General features: G+C 61.4%; 14 protein-coding genes. 6 read left to right on the top strand and 8 right to left on the bottom strand.

Going from position 1 to position 17,133, the window contains the following annotated elements; all coding sequences use genetic code 11:
- Nucleotides 1-289: 289 nt before the first annotated feature.
- The 3 genes from AACY02_RS08515 to AACY02_RS08505 form a co-directional block, all read right to left on the bottom strand.
- Nucleotides 290-2,638 (bottom strand): FdhF/YdeP family oxidoreductase, encoded by a 2,349-nt coding sequence (locus AACY02_RS08515; protein WP_339431551.1) that lies wholly within the window; start codon nucleotides 2,636-2,638, stop codon nucleotides 290-292.
- Nucleotides 2,635-3,474: a formate dehydrogenase accessory sulfurtransferase FdhD gene (fdhD, locus tag AACY02_RS08510; RefSeq protein ID WP_339431550.1), complete on the bottom strand. Its 840-nt coding sequence runs from the start codon at nucleotides 3,472-3,474 to the stop codon at nucleotides 2,635-2,637. Before fdhD ends, AACY02_RS08515 begins: the two co-directional genes overlap by 4 nt.
- A 92-nt stretch (nucleotides 3,475-3,566) precedes the next feature.
- On the bottom strand, nucleotides 3,567-4,454 hold the full coding sequence (locus AACY02_RS08505) for a LysR family transcriptional regulator (RefSeq protein WP_339431549.1): 888 nt from the start codon (nucleotides 4,452-4,454) through the stop codon (nucleotides 3,567-3,569).
- Between the two features lie 143 nt (nucleotides 4,455-4,597).
- On the opposite strand from AACY02_RS08505, the gene lysM reads away from it, so the two are divergent.
- Nucleotides 4,598-5,047 (top strand): peptidoglycan-binding protein LysM, encoded by a 450-nt coding sequence (gene lysM / locus AACY02_RS08500; RefSeq protein WP_339431548.1) that lies wholly within the window; start codon nucleotides 4,598-4,600, stop codon nucleotides 5,045-5,047.
- A 94-nt stretch (nucleotides 5,048-5,141) separates the two neighbouring features.
- Here lysM and yrfG read toward each other — a convergent pair whose 3' ends face one another.
- On the bottom strand, nucleotides 5,142-5,804 hold the full coding sequence (gene yrfG / locus AACY02_RS08495) for a GMP/IMP nucleotidase (protein WP_339431547.1): 663 nt from the start codon (nucleotides 5,802-5,804) through the stop codon (nucleotides 5,142-5,144).
- Nucleotides 5,805-5,892: 88 nt separating this feature from the next.
- Between yrfG and nudE the strand changes: the two genes are divergently transcribed.
- Together nudE and cysQ are read left to right on the top strand one after the other, a co-directional pair.
- Nucleotides 5,893-6,459: an ADP compounds hydrolase NudE gene (gene nudE, locus AACY02_RS08490; RefSeq protein ID WP_339431546.1), complete on the top strand. Its 567-nt coding sequence runs from the start codon at nucleotides 5,893-5,895 to the stop codon at nucleotides 6,457-6,459.
- Between the two features lie 11 nt (nucleotides 6,460-6,470).
- Nucleotides 6,471-7,298, top strand: coding sequence for a 3'(2'),5'-bisphosphate nucleotidase CysQ (cysQ, locus tag AACY02_RS08485; protein WP_339431663.1), 828 nt, complete (start codon nucleotides 6,471-6,473; stop codon nucleotides 7,296-7,298).
- A gap of 63 nt (nucleotides 7,299-7,361) precedes the next feature.
- On the opposite strand, the gene AACY02_RS08480 is transcribed toward cysQ, so the two are convergent.
- From AACY02_RS08480 to rfbC, 4 genes are read right to left on the bottom strand one after another with little or no spacing between them, the layout of a single operon-like run.
- Nucleotides 7,362-7,817 carry a thioesterase domain-containing protein gene (locus AACY02_RS08480; protein ID WP_339431545.1) on the bottom strand — a complete coding sequence of 152 codons (456 nt, stop codon included), beginning with the start codon at nucleotides 7,815-7,817 and terminating at the stop codon, nucleotides 7,362-7,364.
- A complete protein-coding gene (locus tag AACY02_RS08475; protein ID WP_339431544.1) occupies nucleotides 7,814-9,199 on the bottom strand; it encodes a sigma-54-dependent transcriptional regulator in 1,386 nt (461 codons plus the stop codon). The genes AACY02_RS08480 and AACY02_RS08475 overlap by 4 nt, the downstream gene beginning before the upstream one ends.
- Nucleotides 9,196-11,004: a sensor histidine kinase gene (locus AACY02_RS08470; RefSeq protein WP_339431543.1), complete on the bottom strand. Its 1,809-nt coding sequence runs from the start codon at nucleotides 11,002-11,004 to the stop codon at nucleotides 9,196-9,198. Before AACY02_RS08470 ends, AACY02_RS08475 begins: the two co-directional genes overlap by 4 nt.
- A gap of 42 nt (nucleotides 11,005-11,046) precedes the next feature.
- The gene (rfbC, locus tag AACY02_RS08465) at nucleotides 11,047-11,592 is read right to left on the bottom strand and encodes a dTDP-4-dehydrorhamnose 3,5-epimerase (RefSeq protein ID WP_221731050.1); all 546 of its coding nucleotides are present in this window, start codon (nucleotides 11,590-11,592) and stop codon (nucleotides 11,047-11,049) included.
- A 147-nt stretch (nucleotides 11,593-11,739) separates the two neighbouring features.
- Between rfbC and AACY02_RS08460 the strand changes: the two genes are divergently transcribed.
- The 3 genes from AACY02_RS08460 (at nucleotide 11,740) to aguA (ending at nucleotide 16,945) form a co-directional block, all read left to right on the top strand.
- Nucleotides 11,740-14,652, top strand: a complete 2,913-nt coding sequence (locus tag AACY02_RS08460; protein WP_339431542.1) for an aminotransferase — start codon at nucleotides 11,740-11,742, stop codon at nucleotides 14,650-14,652.
- A 302-nt stretch (nucleotides 14,653-14,954) separates the two neighbouring features.
- A complete protein-coding gene (gene aguB / locus AACY02_RS08455) occupies nucleotides 14,955-15,833 on the top strand; it encodes an N-carbamoylputrescine amidase (protein WP_339431541.1) in 879 nt (292 codons plus the stop codon).
- Nucleotides 15,834-15,838: 5 nt separating this feature from the next.
- Entirely contained in the window at nucleotides 15,839-16,945 is a 1,107-nt protein-coding gene (gene aguA / locus AACY02_RS08450; RefSeq protein WP_339431540.1) for an agmatine deiminase, read from the top strand.
- Nucleotides 16,946-17,133 lie beyond the last annotated feature (188 nt).

Here is a 17,133-nt window from a genome sequence, read left to right as displayed (position 1 = left end):
ATCCTGAGGCTCTGTAACAAGCGTGACAATCGAAATCCGACGAATAACACGACTTGTATGCAATTGTGCAAGTTACTGTTTTTTATGCGGAACTTAACCGATTTTCGCCGGTCTTTAGCTACTTCGGACTGGCCGCTTTTGTGAAAAAGCGGCCTTTTTTGTGGGCGCTGGAAAAGTGTTTGAGCTTAAGAAATGCATTGACTGAACCGACGCCTTCGCAAGCAAGCCCGCGCATTGGAGTGCATTCCAATATGGGCTTGCTCGCGAAGAGGCCGGAACAGACGCCGTATCAAGCCGACTTGGCCATGATCAACCCGGTCTCGCTCGCCGCTTCCAGGCGAATCGCAATGAACTTCGACGTCGGCGTATGGCTGCCATCCCCAGTGCTTTCCAGCGGCACCAGCGGATTCACTTCCGGGTAATACGCGGCGGCCTGGCCGGCCGGAATATCAAACGCCAGCAGCGTAAAGCCCTTCACCCGACGCTCACGACCATCGTCCCAGATCGAAACGATGTCGGCCTTCTGCCCCGGCCGGAAGCCCAGGCGAATGATGTCGGCTTCATTGACGAACAGCACGTCGCGCTGGCCTTTCACCCCGCGATAACGGTCGTCGAGACCATAAATCGTGGTGTTGTACTGATCGTGGGAACGCATCGACTGCAGGATCAGATCCGGCAGTTGCCCGGTGGCGCGGGTGCGTTCGTGGACCAGATCCTTGGGCAGCATGTTGGCGCGGAAGTTGGCGCGGCCCGACGGGGTGCTCCACTTACGTGCACCGGCGCTGTTACCGAGGTAGAAGCCGCCCGGGTTTTTGATCTTCTCATTGAAGTCTTTGAAGTTCGGGATGGTGTCGGCGATCAGCTCGCGAATGCGCCCGTAATCGGCCACCAGCCAGTTCCAGTCCACCGGTTTGCTGCCCAGCGTGGCGGCAGCGATGCCGGCGATGATCGACGGTTCCGAGCGCATCTGGTTCGACAGCGGCTGCAATTGGCCGTTGGAGGCGTGAACCATGCTGAACGAGTCTTCCACGGTGACGGCTTGTGGGCCTTCGGTCTGGATGTCGATGTCGGTGCGGCCCAGGCACGGCAGGATCAGCGCGTCTTTACCGTGGGCCAAATGGCTGCGGTTGAGTTTGGTGCTGATCTGCACGGTCAGGTCGCAATTGCTCAGCGCCGCGAACGTGCGCGGGCTGTCCGGTGTGGCTTGGGCGAAGTTGCCGCCCAGACCGATAAAGACCTTGGCGCGACCTTCGGCCATGGCATGGATCGCCTCGACCACGTTGTGGCCGTTTTCACGCGGCACCTTGAACTGGAAACGCCGCTCAAGGGAGTCGAGGAACGCCACGGGCGGGCGCTCGTTGATGCCCATCGTGCGGTCGCCCTGCACGTTACTGTGACCGCGCACCGGGCACAGGCCTGCACCGGGCTTGCCGATGTTGCCGCGCAGCAGCATCAGGTTGGCGATTTCCTGGATGGTCGGCACCGAATGACGATGCTGGGTGATGCCCATCGCCCAGCACATGATCACGTTCTTGCCTTTGGCGTACATGCGCGCCGCTTGCTCGATCTCGACCAGGGTCAGGCCGGACTGCTCGACGATCTGCTCCCACGGCGTGTCGTCGACAACGCCCAGGTATTCCAGCACGTTGGCGCTGTGTGCATTGAGGAAGTCGTGATCGAACACCGCAGGCGCGCCAGCCTTCTGCGCGTCGCGCTCCCATTGCAGCAGGAACTTGGCCATGCCGCGTAGCACCGCCATGTCACCGCCCAAGGCCGGACGGAAGTACGCGGTGTTGGTCGGCTTGTCACCGTTGGTGAGCATTTCGATCGGGTGCTGCGGGTGTTGGAAACGTTCCAGACCGCGCTCTTTCAGCGGGTTGATGCACACCACTTGCGCGCCGCGTTTCACCGCTTCACGCAGGGGTTCGAGCATTCGTGGATGGTTGGTGCCGGGGTTCTGGCCCCAGACGAAAATCGCGTCGGCGTGTTCGAAGTCATCGAAGGTCACGGTGCCTTTGCCGACGCCGACACTTTGCGCCAACGCCACGCCGCTGGCTTCGTGGCACATGTTCGAACAGTCAGGGAAATTATTGGTACCGAAGGCGCGCACGAACAACTGATACAAGTAGGCGGCTTCGTTACTCGCACGACCCGAGGTGTAGAACTCGGCCAGATCCGGGCTTGGCAGATTTTGCAGGTGTTTGGCGATGAGCGCGTAGGCGTCGTCCCAACTGATCGGTTTGTAGCGATCGGTCTGGGCGTCGTAGACCATCGGCTCGGTCAGGCGGCCCTGATACTCAAGCCAGTAATCGCTCTGTTCCAGCAGCGAAGTCACGCTGTGTTTGGCGAAGAACTTGGCATCCACGCGACGCTTGGTCGCTTCCCAGTTCACCGCTTTGGCGCCGTTCTCGCAGAACTTGACCATGCCGCTTTCCGGCGAATCACCCCAGGCGCAACCCGGGCAGTCGAAGCCGCCGTTCTGGTTGGTCTTGAGCATCATGCGCAGGTTTTTCAGCGCGTTGTCGCTGGTCAACCAGGCCTGAGCCACACTGATCAGGGCACCCCAGCCGCCGGCAGCGCCTTTATAGGGCTTGTAGCGCGGGACAGGTTTCTGGTCGGCTTGATGATGTTGGCTCACGCTTGATTCTCCATCGCGGGGCTATACACCCGCGGCGCACTTTTGTGCGGCAGGTGGATGAGATTGAGGTTGTGCCGACGGGCCCATTGCACGGCAAGGCCCGTGGGGGCGGACAGGCTGACCAGGGTCTGGATGCCGGCGCGCAACACTTTCTGGATCAATTCGAGGCTGCAACGGCTGGTGACAATCGCCAGCCCGCCTTCTGTGGATATCTGCTGGCGGATCAGCCCGCCGATCAGTTTGTCGAGGGCGTTGTGCCGGCCGATGTCTTCGCGACCGAGCAGCAGCTCGCCGCTGGCATTCATGAACACCGCCGCATGCACCGCACCGCAGTGCTGACCCAGCGGCTGGAACGCGCCGATGCGCTGGCGCAGACCGTCGAGCCATGCACTCGGCGGCAACGGTGCGCCGGGCAACACCTTCAGGTCAGGCAGCGCCTGTTCCACCGCTTCGACGCCGCACAGGCCGCAACCACTGGTGCCGGCCAACTGGCGCCGCTGTTGCTTGAGGTTCCAGAAGGCGCGGTTGGCGATGGTCACCTGTGCGTATTGCGCAGAACCAGCGCCGGTCAGTTGCAGGTCATAAATGTCGTTGGCGTCTTCGATGATGCCGCTGCCGAGGCTGAAACCGACGATGAAGTCCTCAAGGTCGGTCGGCGTCACCAGCATGACTGCCTGACTGATGCCGTTGTAGGCAATCGCCAACGCCACTTCCTCGGCCAGCGCGGTGCTGGCCGATTCCTGTAGGGGCAGATCGCTGTAGCTGTAGGTCTGGCTGGCTGCGGGCGCGGGCGTTTCGAGTGCAGGCGCCGCGCAGGCTGGGCGCTTGGCGTTCATGGCATCACCAACGGATTGATCAACGCTAAGACTAGGCGCGGCAAGATGTCGCGTCTAATCGCTACTTTCGATCTACCGATAGATGACGTCGATCAAGAGTCGCTTGGTGATTTCCGATACAGCGCGAAACAGGCTTCTGCCAGCGCCGATCGCGGGGCGCCGCGTCGCATGATCAGGCCAAGCGGGGCGAGGGTCTGGGCGCTTTCGATCGGTTGCAGGCGCAGGTGGTCGGTGAGTTTTTCCAGGCCGGCGTCGAGCGGCATGATCGCGCAGCAAAACCCGCCGTGCACCGCTTGTAACAATTGATGCACGGCGTCGGTTTGCAACAACGGCTGCGGGGTCAGGTTCCGACTGTGGAAGTTGTGGTCGATGGACTGGCGGAAATGCATGCCGCTGGTGAGCATCCCCAACGGCAGTTCGATCAACGCCTCCCAACTCAACGGCGCTTCGCCGAAGGTGAAGGAGCGCTGATCGTAGAGCAGGCCCATGTGGGTTTCGCTGAAGGCCAGGGAGTCGAAACGCTCATTATCTAGACGATCGAGATAGGACACGCCAAGGTCGATACGGTTGTTCGCCAACTGTTCGAGGATCTGCTCGGAACTCAACGCCGACATTTCGAAACGCAGGTTCGGGTGCGCACTGTGCAAACGCTGTATCAGCGGCAGTGGATCGAAGCTCGACAGCGGCACGATGCCTAAACGCAACGTACCGATGAGGTTGCCGCGACAGGCCGCCGCTTCCGCCTGCAAGCCGTCATAAGCCGCCAGCACCGTGCGCGCCCACGCCAGCACGCGCTCCCCCGGCGCGGTGAAGCCTTCGAAGCGTTGCCCCCGGTTGACCAGCGGCAAATCGAGTTCTTCTTCAAGGCTGCGCAGACGCATCGACAGGGTCGGCTGGGTGATGTGGCAACGCGCGGCGGCCTGGCCGAAGTGGCGGGTTTCGTCGAGGGCGATGAGGAATTTCAGTTGCTTGATGTCCATCTTCGCTCCGAAGGGTGTTGGCAGGGGTGGACGATTCTAACGCTTGTGGCTGGGGTGGGTCATTGGTCGGCGTGGAACCGTATTTGGCGAAGGTGGTCTAGGCTTTGACGTCTGACCCCTTTTATTCCATGGAGTGAAACACGATGAGCCTATTCAGCTTTTTGAAAGATGCCGGTGAAAAAATCCTTGATGCGCTCACGCCGGACAAGGCCCAAGCCAATGGCGAGGCGCTGACCAAGCATGTGCAGGACGCGCTGACGGGAATCGACACGTCGAAGATTCAGGTCAAGGTTGAAGGCGAGAAAGTCATTGCCACGGGTGAAGCGGCCAGCCAGGAAGAAAAAGAAAAAATCCTCCTGGCGCTTGGCAACGTCGACGGCGTCAGTGGCGTAGACGACCAGATCACCGTGACCGGTGGTGTTGCAACCGCCGCGAAATTTGTCACCGTCAAGAAGGGTGACACGCTGAGCGCGATTTCCAAGCGTGAGTACGGCGATGCCAACAAGTACAACAAGATTTTCGAGGCGAACAAGCCTCAGCTCACACACCCGGACAAGATCTATCCGGGGCAGGTGCTGCGTATTCCCGAGTAAGACTCAAGGCCGCTTTCGCGAGCAAGCCCGCGCCCACAGAGGAACGTATTCCAATATGGCAGCGGGCTTGAACTCGCGAAGCAGGCGACTCGCTCTATAGCCCTGCAAGCAAATCGCGGTAGTCCTCGACCGCCGCAAACTCAGCGGTGTCCTTAGGCCCCTTGCGGCTGTCTGGTTCCTTCACCGCCAGTAAATGTGTCACGCCGAAATCACGCGCACTGCGCAGGATTGGCAAGGTGTCGTCGATAAACAGGCTGCGCGCCGGATCAAAGCCGATATCGGCCTGCAAGGCGTCCCAGAACTGCGGATTCTCCTTGGGGTAACCGTAATCGTGCGAGCTGATCAGCCGCTCGAAGTACGGCGCCAGTTCGACCCGTTCCAGTTTCAGTGACAACGAATCGCGGTGCGCGTTGGTGATCATGATCACCCGTTTTCCCTCCTGCTTTATCGCCGCCAGAAAGGTATCGGCATCCGGGCGCAGGGCGATCAAGTGCGCGGTTTCCTGTTTCAGTTCACGCACTGACAGTTTCAGCTCGGCACTCCAGAAATCCAGGCAATACCACTGCAATTGGCCGGCATGTCGCTCGAACAGCGGCTGCAACTCCATCTCGGCCATGGCGCGGCTCACGCCGTGCAGTTCGGCGTAGCGCTGGGGCAGGTGTTCCAGCCAGAAATGGTTGTCGAAGTGCAGATCCAGCAACGTGCCGTCCATGTCCAGCAGAACGGTATCGATGTCAGACCACGGTAAAGAAGGCATGGCAACGTCTCGAGCGGTAGAAAGATATCCGACGTAAACAATCGGGAAAGCCGCGTTATAGTAGCGCGTTCACGCCAAGGAGCTTTGCATGCGCCAGAAACCCACCGTACTCGCCCGCGAGATCGTCGCCACCAGTCGCCTGTTTTGCGTCGAAGAATTGAAGTTGCGTTTTTCCAATGGCGTGGAGCGCACTTATGAGCGGCTGGTCGGCAAGGGCGCGGGTTACGGCGCGGTGATGATCGTGGCCATGCTCGACGCCGAACACGCGGTGTTGGTCGAGGAGTATTGCGGCGGTACTGATGAATACGAATTGTCCTTGCCCAAAGGTTTGATCGAGCCGGGCGAAGATGTGCTGGCGGCGGCTGAGCGTGAGCTTAAGGAAGAGGCCGGTTTTGGCGCGCGGCAACTGGAACATCTGACCGAGTTGTCGCTGTCGCCCGGTTACATGAGCCAGAAGATTCAAGTGGTGCTGGCCACTGATCTTTACGAGGAGCGGCTTGAGGGCGACGAGCCCGAGCTGATGCGGGTCGACAAGGTCAATCTGCGCGAGTTGTCGGCATTGGCAATGAATCCGCAGTTTTCCGAAGGCCGCGCGTTGGCCGCGCTGTATCTGACCCGTGACCTGCTGACCCAGCGTGGATCCTTTCAATCATGAGTGAAGTGTCGATGAATTTTCCCCATCCGTTGATGGCGCCGGTGGTCGAGTTGGCATTGCAGGCCGGTGAGGCGATTTTGCCGTTTTGGCGATCAGGTGTTGAAGTCACCGCCAAGTCGGATGATTCGCCGGTTACGGCGGCCGACCTGGCCGCACACCACCTGATCGTCGCCGGGCTGAAGGCGCTCGATCCAAGCATCCCGGTATTGTCCGAAGAGGACGCCGACATCGCGCAAGGCGTTCGCGCCGGGTGGCAGCGCTGGTGGCTGGTGGACCCGCTCGATGGCACCAAAGAGTTCATCAGCGGCAGTGAAGAATTTACCGTCAACATTGCGCTGATCGACAACGGTCGGGTGGTGTTTGGCGTGGTGTCGATGCCAACCAACGGTCGTTTCTATGTCGGCGGTGCCGGGCTCGGTGCCTGGCGTTGTGACAAGGGCGGTACGCCGGTTTCGATTCAGGTGCGTGATGTGCCGGGACCGGGTGAGGCGTTCACGGTGGTGGCCAGCCGCAGGCATTCGAGTCCTGAGCAGGAACGCTTGCTGGCCGGGTTGAGCGCCAGTCTGGGTGAGCTGCAATTGGCCAATATCGGCAGTTCGCTGAAGTTCTGCCTGTTGGCCGAAGGCGCGGCGGATTGCTATCCGCGCCTGGCGCCGACTTCGCAATGGGACACGGCGGCGGCGCAAGGCGTGCTCGAAGGCGCGGGCGGTGAGGTGCTGGACTTGCAGGGTGAGGCGTTCTGTTACCCGGCGCGCGAATCGCTGCTCAATACGTCGTTTCTGGCCCTGCCGGCGAAGGCCGCGTGGCGTTCAAAATTGCTGGAGCTCGCCCGTTCCTGAGCGGTGAACGAACCGTTGTGGCGAGCCCTCCCTCGCCGCAACCGCATGGTGAGTTCCTGCGGGTTAGCGGTGCAGGACGTACTGCCCGCTGAATGTCACCGCATCCTCATCACTGCCGGCATTGACGATCCGCGTATTCAAGGTCAATCGCGCCCGGCCATAACGCTGATACATCGCCACGAACCTCTTCCACACCGCCGCATCCGGCGCCAGGCAGATCGCCGTGGCATCCCCCGTCACTGGCAGCGGATAACTGATCTGCCCTTCCTGAATGACGATGTGCCCGTCTTCGATCCCTGCTTCCTTCAGCCGCAAATGCAACCAGCCCCAGCCGGCCAACACCGCGCCGCAGTAGAGGCTGCCGCCGAACATGGTGCTCTTGTGGTTGACGTTGGCGTCCAGCGGCAAGTGCAGGCGCAACTGCTGCGCCTGCCAGTCGAGCACTTTGAGGCCCATCGCCTGGGTCAGGGGAATGTCGTGATGCAGGACCGATTGCAGATAGCGGCTGTCACGGTTCATTCGGTTTCGTCTCCTTGGGCGCCACTGTCGGCAAAACTCAAGCCGTGTTTGCGCAGTTTGTCGTGCAAGGTCTTGCGGGGAACGCCGAGGGCTTCGGCAAGGCTGCGTACCGAGCTGTGGGAGCGCGCCAGTTCGGCGGCGATCAACGATTTCTCGAAGTTTTCCACTTGCTCGCTGAGCCCTCCGCTGATGACTTCCACGGTCGTGCCGCCGCCCTCGATGCCGGTGTCATCCAGTGCCAATTCAAGACCGAGAGCGAACCGCTCGGCGGCGTTCTGCAGTTCACGCACGTTGCCGGGCCACGTGTGGCGCAGCAGCAAGGCGCGGTGTGCCGGTTGCAGTTCGTGAGGCGGCAAACCATGGCGAGTGCTGGCTTCATCGGCGTAGTGCTGGAACAGCACCAGAGCATCTTCGCCACGCTCGCGCAGCGGTGGGATGCGCAGCGGCGCGACGTTGAGGCGGTAATACAAGTCGGCGCGGAAACGCCCCTGATCAGCGGCCTGACGCAGGTCTTCCTTGGTCGCGGCGATGACGCGGATATCCAGCGGGATCAGTTGGTTGCCACCCAGGCGCTCGACCACGCGCTCCTGCAACATGCGCAGCAGTTTGACCTGCACGTCCATGCTCATGCTTTCGATTTCATCAAGGAACAGCGTGCCGCCGTTGGCGAATTCGAACTTGCCGATCCGGCGTTTTTGCGCGCCGGTGAAGGCGCCGGGTTCGTGGCCGAACAGTTCACTTTCCACCACGGACTCGGCCAATGCCCCGGCGTTGATCGCCACGAACGGGCCGTTACGGCGGCTCGACAAATCGTGCAGCGCGCGGGCGACGACTTCTTTGCCGGCGCCGGTTTCGCCGAGGATCAACACGTCAGCCTTGGTCGCTGCCAATGCCCCGATCTGTTCACGCAAGCGCAGCATCGGTTTTGAGTGGCCGACCAGACGCGCGCTCAACTCGTTGCGGTCGCTGAGGGCCAGACGCAGGCTGCGGTTGTCCAGCACCAGTCGGCGCAGGGCCAAGGCGCGGCGCACGCTGTCGAGCAGGGCGTCGCTGGCGAAGGGTTTTTCGAGGAAGTCATACGCGCCGGCGCGCATCGCTTGCACCGCCAGAGGCACGTCGCCGTGGCCGGTGATCAGCAGCACGGGCAATTCCGGGTCCTGGGCGTGCAACTCGCTCAACAATTCCAGACCATCCATGCCGGGCATACGAATGTCGCTGACGACAACGCCCGGCCAGTCGCGCTCCAGTTGTGCGGCCAAACCTTTGGCTTCGGACAGCGGCAGGATTTTCAGCCCCGCCAGATCCAGCGTCTGGCCAAGGGCCTGACGCAGGTGCGGATCGTCGTCGATCAACACCACCTGAATGCGATTGTCGATGCTCATGCACTTCGATCCTCGGACGGTTGCAGGCTGACCCCGGGCGCGCCGGCGCGCAGGCGCAGGGTTATCAAGGCGCCACCTTGCTTGTGGTTGGCGAACGACAGTTCTCCACCGAAGGCGCGCATCAGGGTTTCACAGATCGCCAAGCCCAGCCCCAGGCCCTGAGTGCGGGTCTTGGTGGTGTAGAAGGGCTCACTGGCGCGGCCGAGGGCTTCCATGCAGAACCCCGGGCCGTTGTCGCGAATGTACAGATTGACGCCCTCGGGGGTGGATTCGGCACTCAGCCACAATTTGCGTGGCGGGCCTTTTTCGGTGAGCGCGTCGAGGGCGTTGGCCAACAGGTTGCCGAGTACCTGACGCAAGCGCGTTTCCCCGGCCTCGACCCACAGCGTGGCGGCGGGCAGGTCGCGGATCAGCTCAACCTCCATGCTGCGCCGACGTTTGGCCAGCAAGGCCAGCGCATCGTCCAGCGCCGGTTGCAGGGCCACGCTTTCCGGCGCATGGCGGTCGCGACGGGCGAAGGCACGCAAGTGGGCGATGATCGAGGCCATGCGCCCGGTCAGCTCGCTGATCAGTTTGAGATTGCCGCGTGCGTCGTCGGTGCGTTGATGATCAAGCAGCACTTCGGCGTTTTCGGCGTAGCTGCGAATGGCCGCCAGGGGTTGGTTGAGTTCGTGACTGATGCTCGCCGACATGGTGCCCAGCGCCGACAGTTTGCCGGCCTGGACCAGATCGTCCTGGGCACGTACCAGCTCCTGCTGGGCCGTTTCCCGCTCCAGCACTTCCTGCTTCAAACGACGGTTGAGGCCTTCCAGATCGCTGGTGCGTTCGGCGACGCGACCTTCCAGTTCTCGCCGCGCCTTGGCTTCAAACGCGATGCGCTCAAGATAGTGGCGACGGCGCTGCATCATCAGACCGAGCAACAGCATCAACACCAACAGCGTGGCGCCGCCAATGGCCACCACCGTGCGCACCGGGCGGTCGATCAGGGTGCGCGGGGCGAGGATGCTGACGCTCCAGCCGGTTTCGGCGATGTCGTGAGTCTGGGTCAGCCAGGCGGTGGGGCTGAGGTTAAGCGGGCGCGGTTCTCGGGTCGGGTAGGGCTGGATCGCGCTGATGGCGGCACGTTCGGCGTCGCTCAACGCGCGGGTCGAGCGGAAGCGCCATTGCGGGCGCGACGTAAGGATGACCACGCCGTTGTGGTCGGTCACCAGCAGTTGTTCCGGGGTTTTGCCCCACAGGCTTTCGGTGTGATCGAGATCGACCTTGATCACCAGCACCCCCAGGATTCTCTCGCCATCGTGCACGGCGGCGGCGAAAAAGTAGCCGCGCTTGGCCGATGTGGTGCCCAGACCGAAGAAGCGCCCGAGACGTCCGGCCATGGCTTCGCTGAAATAGGGGCGGAAGGAAAAATTACGGCCGACAAAGCTGTCGTGCTTGTCCCAGTTCGACGCGGCCAGCGTCTTCCCGGTTGTGTCCATCAGGTACATGACTTCGGCACCGGTCTGCGCACTGATGTTTTTCAACAGGCGGTTGGCGTTGCCTTGGGTCACCCCATCGTCTGGCGCCCCGAGCACAGCGCGCAGGGCCGGCAGTTGGCCGAGGATCTGCGGCAACACTTCATAGCGGTGCAGGGTGCCCAACAGGTTGGCGACGTACAGGTCGAGGGTCTGGCGGTTCTGGCCGGCCAGTTCGCTGCGGTAATAGCGCTCAGCCAGATGCTCCAGCGGCCACAGCAGTGGCGCCAGGCACAGGGCCAGAAGGGCGAGGCTGCGCCAGCGGGGTCTGCGAGGGAGAGAGGGTTTCATAAGCCGGATGCGCCTGAGTGAACAGGCGCATTATGCCCGGCCTCAGGAAAAGACGTCAGCGTCCTTGAGCAGCGCTGCTGCCTGATCCTTGGCGGACAGTTTTGGCGCCTCGTCCAGTTGCCAGTCGATGCCCAGAGCAGGGTCGTCCCAGCGAATGCTGCGTTCGGAAGAAGGATCGTAGTAGTTGGTGGTCTTGTAGAGGAACTCGGCGAACTCGCTCAGCACCACGAAACCATGGGCGAAACCTTCCGGCACCCAGAGCTGACGATGGTTTTCAGCCGACAGGCGCACCGCTACCGACTTGCCGAAGTGCGGCGAGCTGCGGCGGATGTCCACGGCCACATCGAGCACTTCACCGACCGTGACGCGAACCAGTTTGCCCTGGGTGTTTTGCAGTTGGTAATGCAGGCCCCGCAGTACGCCTTTTTGCGAGCGCGAGTGGTTGTCCTGGACGAATTGGGTGTCCAGACCGGTGGCGTCCTGGAACGCCTTGGCGTTGAAACTCTCGTAGAAGAAACCGCGCTCGTCACCGAACACCTTGGGTTCGATGATCAGAACACCGGGCAGATCGGTGGTGATGACATTCATGAGAATTTCCATAGGCAGATGTGAATGGCCGACATTCTTGCGCAAAGTGCCGACAGATGCGAGCGCTCGAATAACCACGATCAGGGGTTGCGCATCCTCTGCTGCGGTGGCGATATAGGCGCCTAATAAAATTTCAGGGGTCGTTTCATGTCGCTCGCCACGTTGATTCATCGCGCCAGTTTGCCCAGCCCGCAGGTTTCGCAGGCGCAGGCCCTGCAATGGCTGGCCGAGCACTACGGGCTCAGCGGCACGTTGCAGGCCCTCGGCAGCCAGCAAGACCTCAACTACCGCGTCGACACTGAGCGGGGGCGGTTTGTCCTGAAAATCTGCCGTGGCGATTACGCCCTCGTGGAGCTACAAGCCCAGCACGCCGGCCTGAAACATCTGGCCGAACACTGTGACGTGAGCGTGCCCCGAGTAATTGCCGCCCATAACGGTCAGGACTTGCTGACGCTGGATGTCGACGGTGAAGCAGTGCATGTGCGGCTGCTCGATTACATCGAAGGCCAGCCGCTCACGCATCTCGATCACCTGGGCCATGACGTGGTCGCCGGGTTTGGCAGGCTTTGTGGCGAGATGGACCTGGCGCTGGCAGGCTTCGACCATCCGGGCCTGGAACGCACGTTGCAGTGGGACGCGCGCCATGCCAGCGCTTTGATCAGCCATTTGCTGCCAGTGATCAGGGACGATCAGCAGCGCACCTTGATCGCCGACGCCGCCGAACAGGCCGAGCGCCGTTTGCAGCCGCTGGCAGACAAGCTGCCGGTGCAGGCGATCCACATGGACATCACCGATGACAACGCGGTGTGGGCACGCGACGCCCAGCGTCATTGGCAGTTGCAGGGGGTGATCGATTTCGGTGATCTGGTCCGCACCTGGCGCATCACCGATTTGTCGGTGACCTGTGCGGCGTTGCTGCATCACGCCGGTGGCGATCCGTTTGTCATTCTGCCGGCGGTTCAGGCCTATCACGCGGTCAATCCGCTGCAACACGAAGAGCTGCAAGCCTTGTGGCCGTTGATCGTCGCTCGGGCGGCGGTGCTGGTGCTCAGTGGCGAGCAGCAGGTCAGCATCGATCCGGGCAACGCCTACAGCCGCGACAACCTGACCCATGAGTGGGAAATCTTCCGCGTGGCCACCTCGGTGCCGCTGGCACTGATGGAAGCGGCGATTCTCAGCGCCGTCGGTCAGCCGTTGCCGACGATCAACAGCGAAGGATTTGTACCGTTGCTGCCGAGTCTGGTCGGACGCGAATTTGCGTTGATCGACCTCGGCGTGTTGAGCGCGCATTTCGAGGCTGGGAACTGGGAGCAGGACGGCATCGATCAGCGTCTGTTGAACGACGCGGCGGCGGCCCATGGTTTGGCGGCGAGCCGTTATGGCCAATACCGTCTGTCGCGCACCCGGCCGGACAGCGCTGAAGAACCGGACACGTTCGCGCTGCACGTCGAATTGCGCGTGCCCACTGGCACACCCGTGGAGTCGCCGTTTGCCGGCGTGGTTCATCAGCACGCAGATGGCGTGCTGCAACTCGACGGCCCTCAGCTCAGCGTGCGCTTGTGGGGCGTGACGCCTTCGCTGCACAGCGGCGCAGCGCTGGTCAAAGGTCAGGTGCTGGGCGCGGTCAGCGGGCCGTTGATCGTGCAACTGAATCGCGGTGCGCAACTGAATGCGCCGCTCTTCTGTACGCCATCGCGCGCCGCCGCGTGGCAAGCGTTGTGCCCGTCTCCTGCGGGGTTATTGGGGCTGGCCTGCGATGCCGAGCCAGAGCTGGACGCCAAGACCCTGCTTGAACGCCGCGATGCCAGTTTCGCCCGTACACAAAAACACTATTACGTCGATCCGCCGCGCATCGAGCGCGGCTGGCGCAACCACCTGATCGACATGCAGGGCCGTTCCTATCTCGACATGCTCAACAACGTGGCAGTGCTCGGTCACGGCCATCCGCGCATGGCGGCGGTCGCCGCCCGTCAATGGTCGCTCCTCAATACCAACTCACGCTTCAACTATGCGGCGGTCGCCGAGTTTTCCGAGCGTTTGCTGAAGCTGGCGCCGGAGGGCATGGATCGGGTGTTTCTGGTCAACAGTGGCAGCGAGGCCAATGACCTGGCGATCCGCCTGGCGTGGGCTTACAGCGGCGGTCGCGACATGGTCAGCGTGCTGGAGGCCTACCACGGCTGGACGGTGGGCGCCGATGCGGTGTCGACCTCGATTGCCGACAACCCCAAAGCCCTCGAAAGCCGTCCGGACTGGGTGCATCCAGTGACCGCGCCGAACATGTATCGCGGCGAGTTTCGTGGCCTCGATTCGGCGCCCGACTATGTGCGCAGCGTCGAACATCATTTGGCGAAAATCGCCGAGCAAAAGCGCCAACTGGCCGGGTTCATCTGCGAACCGGTGTACGGCAATGCCGGTGGCATCTCGCTGCCGCCGGGGTATCTGCAGCAGGTGTATGCGCGGGTCCGCGCACAGGGTGGCGTGTGCATTGCCGATGAGGTGCAGGTCGGTTACGGGCGCATGGGCCATTTCTTTTGGGGGTTTGAAGAGCAAGGCGTGGTACCGGACATCATCGTCATGGCCAAAGGCATGGGCAATGGCCAGCCACTGGGCGCGGTGATCACCCGCCGGGAAATCGCCGAGGCGCTGGAGGCTGAGGGTTACTTCTTCTCGTCGGCCGGGGGCAGTCCGGTGAGCTGCCAGATCGGCATGGCCGTGCTGGATGTGATGGAGGAAGAAAAACTCTGGGAGAACGCCCAAGTGGTGGGCGGCCACTTCAAGGCGCGGCTCGAAGCCTTGATCGATAAACATCCGCTGGTCGGCGCCGTGCATGGTTCGGGGTTCTATCTGGGGCTGGAGTTGATCCGCAACCGCGAGACGCTGGAGCCTGCGACCGAAGAGACGTCGTTGCTGTGTGATCGTCTGCGCGAACTGGGGATTTTCATGCAGCCGACCGGCGATGACCTGAACATCCTCAAGATCAAACCGCCGATGGTGACGCCGCGGCGCAGTGTGGACTTCTTTGTCGACATGCTCGACCGGGTGCTCACCGAAGGCTTGTAAAACCCACGAACCCCTGTGGGAGCGGGCTTGCTCGCGAAAGCGGTGCTTCAGTCGACATCCAAAGTGACTGACACACTGCTTTCGCGAGCAAGCCCCACACCTTTCGTTTGGTGGTTTTAATTCGATTTGTATCGGTATTAAGTCTTTAAAATCAGACGAAATACATTTTTGTAGCTTCAAAAGCCGATATTTATCGGCTATAAAGTCGCCATTGCTCCGGCATGGCGATTTTTGTCCGGTGCGCGCGTTTTTTCTCTTCGGTCGAATCCTCGACCGTCAAAGCCCTTGCCCGGAGATGATTCATGAGCCGTATCGTTACCGTCGCCGCCACTCAGATGGCCTGTTCGTGGGATCTGGAAGCCAACCTTCAAACCGCTGAAAGGCTGGTGCGCGAAGCGGCCGCCCAAGGCGCGCAGATCATCCTGATCCAGGAATTGTTCGAGGCGCCGTACTTTTGCCAGAAGCCAAACCCGGACTATCTGCAACTGGCCACGACGGTTGAAGAAAACGTCGCGATCAAGCATTTCCGCAAAGTCGCCAAAGAGCTGCAGGTTGTATTGCCGATCAGCTTCTACGAGCTGGCCGGGCGTGCGCGTTTCAACAGCATTGCGATCATCGACGCCGACGGCAGCAACCTCGGGATTTATCGTAAAAGCCACATTCCGGACGGCCCGGGCTACCACGAGAAGTACTACTTCAATCCGGGGGATACCGGTTTCAAAGTGTGGAACACCCGTTACGCGAAGATCGGCGTGGGCATCTGCTGGGATCAGTGGTTCCCGGAAGCCGCACGGAGCATGGCGTTGCAAGGCGCGGAAATCCTGTTCTACCCGACTGCCATCGGCAGCGAGCCGCACGACAAAACCATCTCGTCGCGCGATCACTGGCAGCGCGTGCAGCAGGGTCATGCCGGCGCCAACCTGATGCCGCTGATCGCCAGCAACCGCATCGGCCACGAAGAACAGGACGGCTACGACATCACGTTCTACGGCTCCTCCTTCATTGCCAACCCGTTCGGCGAAAAAGTGCAGGAGCTGAATAAAACCGAAGAAGGTATTCTTGTGCACACTTTCAACCTCGACGAGCTCGAACATATTCGCAGCGCGTGGGGTTCATTCCGTGACCGCCGGCCGAATCTGTACGGCGCGTTGAAAACCCTCGACGGTTCCCTGGAGTCCTGATCCCGATGACCACATTGAAAAGTACCCCGCGCGCCGACGGCTTCCACATGCCGGCCGAGTGGGCACCCCAGACTCAGACCTGGATGATCTGGCCCGAGCGCCCGGACAACTGGCGTCTGGGCGGCAAACCGGCGCAAGCCGCACACGCGGCAGTGGCTAAAGCCATCGCCCGTTTTGAGCCGGTGACCGTGGCCGTTTCTGCCGGCCAGTACGAAAACGCCCGTGCGCGTCTGGACGTGCCGAATATCCGCGTGGTCGAGATGTCCAGCGATGATGCTTGGGTACGCGACAGCGGCCCGACGTTCGTCATCAACAACAGCGGCGAAGTGCGCGGCGTGAACTGGGACTTCAACGCCTGGGGCGGCTTTGACGGCGGCTTGTACTCGCCATGGAACCGCGACGCGCAAGTCGGCGGCAAGATCCTTGAGATCGAGCGCAGTCCGCGTTACCGCACCGAAGGTTTTGTGCTCGAGGGCGGTTCGATTCACGTCGATGGCGAAGGCACGCTGATCACCACCGAAGAATGCCTGCTCAACCGCAATCGCAACCCGCACCTGAGCCGCGAAGAAATCGAAGCGGTGCTCAGCGCCAACCTGGCTGTGGATAAAATCATCTGGCTGCCGGACGGTTTGTTCAATGACGAAACCGACGGCCATGTGGATAACTTCTGCTGCTACGTGCGTCCGGGCGAAGTGCTGCTGGCGTGGACCGACGATCCACAGGACCCGAACTACCCACGCTGCCAGGCGGCGATGAACGTGCTGCAAAACAGCACCGACGCCAAGGGACGCCCGTTCACGGTGCATAAAATGCCGATTCCGGGGCCGCTGTTTGCCACCGAAGAAGAGTGCGCTGGCGTTGATCCGGTGGACGGCACGCAAGAGCGCAACCCGAGCGTGCGTCTGGCGGGTTCCTACGTGAATTTCCTGATCGTCAACGGCGGCATCATCGCGCCGAGCTTCGACGATCCGATGGACGGCCCGGCCAGGGAAATCCTGCAGAACCTGTTCCCGCAGCACGAAGTGGTGATGGTGCCAGGCCGCGAACTGTTACTGGGTGGCGGCAATATTCACTGCCTTACCCAACAGCAGCCAGCGCCGCACAAAGAGTGAGTTGAGTCGTAACAGCTTGAGTTGATTGGACAATCAGCCGGGCGACGATTTGCTTGCCTGATGTCTAGTCCTGAAATAGGTTTACACCTATCTCACCCTAACGCCCGATGCACTGCATCGGGCGTTTTGTATTTTAAGGACAGGTGCGGGCGCTCTTGGTTGTAGATCAAGACCGCTTCCCGCACCAT

It is taken from the genome of Pseudomonas sp. EA_65y_Pfl2_P78 (assembly GCF_963970495.1).
GTDB lineage: Bacteria > Pseudomonadota > Gammaproteobacteria > Pseudomonadales > Pseudomonadaceae > Aquipseudomonas > Aquipseudomonas baetica_A.
Note: the sequence above shows the minus strand (reverse complement) of the source record. Positions and strands in the feature narration are given on the sequence as shown.